General features: G+C 45.0%; 3 protein-coding genes. 1 reads left to right on the top strand and 2 read right to left on the bottom strand.

Translation table 11 applies throughout. The annotated features are described in order from the left end of the window. Positions 1-195: 195 nt before the first annotated feature. Positions 196-1,194, bottom strand: a complete 999-nt coding sequence (locus AEA42_RS08775) for an NAD(P)H-quinone oxidoreductase (RefSeq protein WP_047539800.1) — start codon at positions 1,192-1,194, stop codon at positions 196-198. A 449-nt stretch (positions 1,195-1,643) separates the two neighbouring features. Between AEA42_RS08775 and AEA42_RS08780 the strand changes: the two genes are divergently transcribed. Beyond that, positions 1,644-4,757 carry a M9 family metallopeptidase gene (locus AEA42_RS08780; RefSeq protein WP_055647539.1) on the top strand — a complete coding sequence of 1,038 codons (3,114 nt, stop codon included), beginning with the start codon at positions 1,644-1,646 and terminating at the stop codon, positions 4,755-4,757. Between the two features lie 213 nt (positions 4,758-4,970). Here AEA42_RS08780 and AEA42_RS08785 read toward each other — a convergent pair whose 3' ends face one another. Beyond that, positions 4,971-5,501 carry a hypothetical protein gene (locus AEA42_RS08785; RefSeq protein ID WP_037430335.1) on the bottom strand — a complete coding sequence of 177 codons (531 nt, stop codon included), beginning with the start codon at positions 5,499-5,501 and terminating at the stop codon, positions 4,971-4,973. Between the last annotated feature and the right edge of the window lie 499 nt (positions 5,502-6,000).

The following is a 6,000-nucleotide window of genomic DNA, read 5'->3' on the forward strand; positions in this document are numbered from 1 at the left end:
CAGAATATTTTCGATAATCAATGCCTCAAACCATGAAATTTTCACTTATTACGCATTAATTTCGGCCAAAGTCTCTAAAAAAATTTGTCACTAACGACTTTAGTCTAAAAAAACATCACATCAAGTTTTAATTATGCACCTATAACCATTAAATTATTGAAGCGATAAGAGGTTACAACTTGTAGCTGAGTTAATTCAAAATGTTAATACCACTTTGCCCCTATGTTCGCCCGACTGCATTAATCTATGGGCCTTAGGCGCATCGTTCAATGGGTACGTTGCAAAAATATGCGGCACGATTTGCTGGCTATCAAGTAATGGCCAAACACGTTCGTGTAATTGCCTTGCGATTTCAGCTTTGGCTTCAACCGTTTGTGGTCTTAGGGTTGAACCTGTCCAGACAATTCGCTTAGCCATCAGCTGGAGAATATTAACCTCAGCTTTAGGACTACGTTGAGTTGAGACCGACACCATACGCCCATCCAACGCAAGCGCTTGCAAATTGAGGTTAATAAAATCGCCACCCGCGATATCAAATACCACATTAACGCCTTTACCCTGCGTAAAGCTCATGATTTCTTCGACAAAATTCTGAGTGTTGTAATTGACAACAAGATGGGCACCTAATCCTGAGCAATAGTCGCGCTTTTCATCCTGCCCAGTAGTCGCAATCACTTGCGCACCAAGACGATTCGCCAGCGCAATCGCCGTACTGCCAATGCCACCAGAGCCACCGTGTATCAAAACGGTTTCGCCAGCCTTGAGTCCGGCGCGCATAAATAAGTTACCCCAAACGGTAAAAAAGGTTTCAGGTAACGCGGCAGCTTGCACCATGGAAAATCCCTTTGGAATCGGCAAACAATGAGCGGCATAGGTCAAGGTGTATTCGCCATAACCGCCACCAGGGACTAAAGCACAAACCTTATCCCCCAGTTGCCATTGAGTCACGCCTTCACCTATGGCGCAAATTTCACCAGCCACTTCAAGCCCTAAAATTAACGATGCTCCGGGTGGCGGCGGATAGGCTCCTGCCCTTTGCTTGAGATCCGGCCCATTCACCCCAGCCGCACTTACTCGGATAAGAACTTGTCCGGCCCCGACAACCGGCAAGGGAGATCGAGAAAGTTGCATCACCTCTGGCTCACCGGGTTGTTCAATATGAATATGGGCATAATCTTTTGGTAAATCTGACATAGCTAACTCCTTGTACAACTTTGGGATTTCGGCTTATCGCTGTAAACATAGCGGCATCATACTCAGGTTAAAGCATATTAACCCAAACAATGTTGGAATGAACTTTGTTGACCGTTAGCGAGGTAACAAAAGGACGCCAGCAACTTGAATGAAACGATGTCACATTAAAACAATTGCCGTCTACATTACCAATCTTTATTAACCGCACGATAGTTCAATAAAAAATACAATAAAAACATAACGATAAAAACAATGTGAAAAAATTGTAAATTTTTATCGATTTATATTGGATATTTTATGCAATTTATTTCATGATATTTCGGCGCTAACTGAATTAGACAAGCATTAAATTCAGTTGGACCAATGAGGTCCGAGGTTAATTGCTGTAATACATCGGATAACGCCCAAGGAAGATCTGCTTTGCAGATAAAAATAACTATGGATACACCATGAAACAGACCCTACTTTTCGCGGCTATTAGCTTAGCCATCGCTACACCCTCGCTCGCCCATAACCATTCACAACAAGATCCAAACCATTCAATACAAGCGAAAAACACAGCAATCCCTAGTGCGCTAGCACCGTTAGCTTCGCCGTCAGCGCCACTCAATTTTGATGTCAGCCATCGGCCGTTATTACCCAGCAACAGCTTGATAGCCTCCCCTAACGAGCCAACACACTCTGAGTACCTCGATGCACATTCTTCACAACAGCGAGCGTTGCTCGAGAACTCTCCAAGATCAAAAACCAGCAGCTTTGCCGCCAATGCCGACTGTAGTAACTTTGTCGGTAAATCGGGCCAAGCCCTGTTAGATGAGATAACGCAGTCCTCGCCGCAGTGTGTCGGTAAGCTATTTAATCTCAAGGGAAGTGACGCAAGCAGCGTATTTAGTGAGGCGAATGTATCCACAGTTGCTAATGCGATTGCGGCCAAGGCGCCCGAATACACTGGCGTGGATAACCAAGGCATTGAGTCACATATTTACTTTGTGCGCGCCGCGCTTTATGTGCAGTTTTACAATCCCAGCGACGTACCCGCCTACAGCAGTGCGGTGAAAAATAATTTAAAATCAGCGCTTAATGCTCTCTTTACTAATAACGCCATTTGGACACTCTCCGATGCCAATGCCAGCGTGCTCAAAGAAGCACTGATCCTGATTGATTCGGCTGAACTGGGGGCTGATTTTAACTTTGTCACCCTCAAAGTACTCAATGACTACAACAGCGCATGGCAAGCCAGCTTTGCGATGAATGCGGCCGCCAATACCGTGTTTACCACCTTATTCCGCGCCCAGTGGAATCCTGACATGCAGGCGCTGTTTGCCCGAGATCATGCCATTTTGGATGCGCTCAACCAGTTCCAACTTAACCATAGGGACTTACTCGGCACCAATGCTGAATATGTTTTAGTCAATGCTGTAAGAGAGTTATCTAGACTGTACTACATTGATACCATGCGCCCTAAAGTGACCCAATTGGTCAAAAATATCTTAAATAGCACCAGCAAAAATGATCCCAGTAAGGTGCTGTGGTTTGCTGCCGCCGAGATGGCAGATTACTACGATCGCAGCAACTGTAATGCTTATCAGATCTGTGGTTTCAAGGCGCAATTGGCCGCCGATAGCTTACCGTTCAATTGGAAATGCTCCGACAGCCTCAAGATCCGCGCCCAAGATCTTTACCAAGATCAAGCTAAATGGGCATGCGGAGTATTAAGTCAGCAAGAAAGCCATTTCCACACGATACTCGAAACGGGAATGCAGGCGGTCGCACAGGATAACAATGATGATTTAGAGCTGGTGATTTTTGGCAGCTCGTCAGAATATCAATCCCTCGCCAACAGCATTTTTGGGATCAATACCAACAATGGCGGCATGTATTTAGAAGGCTCTCCCGCTGGACTTAAAAACCAAGCGCGTTTTATTGCCTATGAGGCCGAATGGCGACAACCTGATTTTCATGTGTGGAACTTACAGCATGAATACGTGCATTACCTCGATGGCCGCTATAACTTGTTTGGCGATTTCGGCCGCAGCGTATCTGCCAACACAATTTGGTGGATTGAAGGATTAGCAGAATATATTTCATACCGAGATGCCAACCCTGCTGCCATCGCCATGGGGGAAACGGGCGAGTATATGCTCTCAACCATCTTTAAAAACACCTATGACTCTGGCCAAGACCGCATCTACCGTTGGGGTTACCTCGCCGTACGCTTTATGTTTGAAAACCACCGCGATGATGTTCGCCAGATCTTAACCTTCCTGCGTAATAACCAATATGCTGAATATCAAGCATTTATGGATTCCATTGGCACCCGCTATGACAACGAATGGCGCGGCTGGCTCACCAGTGGTTTAAGCACCACTAACAATGGTATTGTCGATAAAGGCCCAAGTGATGAACAGTCTAATGCCAGTGGTCGCGAAGGTAACTGGGCAGGCCCTGCGGGCACCATCAGCAAAGATTACTCGCCCTGCCAAGTCAGTAACGAAGCATACCGCTATAGCGAGTCAGCCAGCCTCAGTCTTGAGGTACCTATGGAGTGTATTGACGCCAAACAAGGCCGAGCCAGCTTTAGCTTTGCCAACACTGACCGCTCGGCTCAGGATATTTGGATCAAAATTGGCGGTGGTTGGGGTGATGCCGATATTTATTACGATTCAAGGGGATGGGCAAGTGCTGAAAAAAATCAGGGCTATGGCATCGGCAACGGTAATTACCAAGTGATCAAAGTGAGCCTAAACCCCAATGAACTTTGGCACTATATCACCCTAGAAGGCGATTTTGGTGGTGTTGATATGCTAGTGAGTACCACTGAGTTAGTTGCCGATACCGATCCCGATTTAGGTGATGGCGGCGATACTGGTGGTGAAGTACCCAGCAATTGCGGCGCCGCAACCATCAATTACGGCAAGCTAACCCTCGGAAAAGATGAATGCCTTAGCGGTGGCCGTAATAGCTTTTATTTCTGGGTCGATGCTGACAACAGCCAATTTAGTGTCAGCACAACCGGGGGAACAGGCGATGCCAATATTTACTTTAATGCCAATACTTGGGCAAGTGCGAGCAATGCCCAAGCCAGCAGTGTAAATCAAGGCAACAAAGAGTCCTTTAGCTTTACGGCAAACCGTGGCTGGCGATATATCACTGTTGATACCACGAGTGAATTTAGTGGCGTGAGCTTCAACCTTAAAGCCGGTGGTGGCAGTAGCGTTCCTAATCAAATTGCCAATGCCTGTGCGACTAAATCCCCAGTGAGCTATACCCAACTCACGCCGGGTGATGCCGTCTGCAGCGCCAATGGCCGTAATGACTATTACCTTTGGATTCCTGAAGGGACAAGCCAACTAGAAGTACGCTCGGCCCACGGAACTGGAGATGTCAGCCTTTACTCGGGTCGCAGCTGGGCCAATGCCCAGCAATATGAAGCCGCTTCAACAAATGCTGGCAGCACTACGGAGCAAATCAAGGTCAATAATCCCAGTGCTGGCTGGTATTACATTACGCTCCAAAGTGAAGGCCAAAGTACAGGTGTGGCCCTTCAAGTAGATTTACGTTAATCAGCCGTGCTATTGCGGTATAAGCTAAAAGCAAAAATCCCTGCTAGGCAGGGATTTTTATTATTTCAATTGGTTAGCACACTATGACAGCTTTAGCATTGCCTCAAACTCACACTCTGCGTGGTCGATTGCTTAGTAAACCAGCCATTGTTAACCGCGATTATAAGTAGAAGTTAATCTGACACAGAATGATAAACAGTCTCAGCAGCACGATTAAGGATGGGTGTCGAGATTTTCTAGCTCAAGGAATGTAAATACCATAGAAACATAAGACAAAAGCGATATACACTTATAGCTGTTAATTTTTGTTCCATAGTCCAAGTGTTTTCTAGAGCCATGCAATATGCCATTACGATTTGGACCGTTCTTCTTTTTGTTTTCACTTGCAGATGAAATGCCAGCAGAAAATTGTGTTTTTGACTCAAAAGGAGTGTAAAGATAAGGCATATACTCACCAGCTTTATCTTTGAACCTCTCTTGAAGTTTTTCCTTTCTTTGTTCGTGTTCACTGAACAGAAGAGAACCTACATTCTCGGAGAAAATACCTTCAGTTTGCGACAGGAAAAGAGGAATACACGCAATCCAATTATTTTGCTCATGCAAATCAAATGCTACAGACAAAATGTGCTTTCTTTTCTCATGATTCTGAAGGAGTGACTCTTTAATCTTGCTGTAGTTATAGTTAATCTCCTCAATCATATAGCTATCTAGTTTTTCTTGACTTTCATCAAAAGCCTTTTTCATGTTCCCCATGAAAGGCAATAAATCCGGCCACCCATTTTAAATCAACAACATAATGCACTTTCCGTTTGCCTGCAACCAGCTCTAGCTCAAATGATTTGAATGAGAGTCATCAAAAGTCGTTGAGACTGCATCTGAGGTAATAGATTGAGCTAATTCATTAAAAAATGGTTTATTTCAGACGAGGTAAGTCATCCCATAGTGCTTGGGAAGTTTTAGGCAACAATAAATCCGGCCACCCATTTTAAATCAACAACATAATGCACTTTCCGTTTGCCTGCAACCAGCTCTAGCTCAAATGATTTGAATGAGAGTCATCAAAAGTCGTTGAGACTGCATCTGAGGTAATAGATTGAGCTAATTCATTAAAAAATGGTTTATTTCAGACGAGGTAAGTCATCCCATAGTGCTTGGGAAGTTTTAGGCAATGATTGTTGTCGAAGGGATATAAGCAGTTGTCAGTCACTGTAAAAGTGCTGGCAGCTTGCGACAAAGTGCCGTC

The sequence above is a fragment of the Shewanella sp. Sh95 genome (assembly GCF_001308045.1).
Classification (GTDB): domain Bacteria; phylum Pseudomonadota; class Gammaproteobacteria; order Enterobacterales; family Shewanellaceae; genus Shewanella; species Shewanella xiamenensis.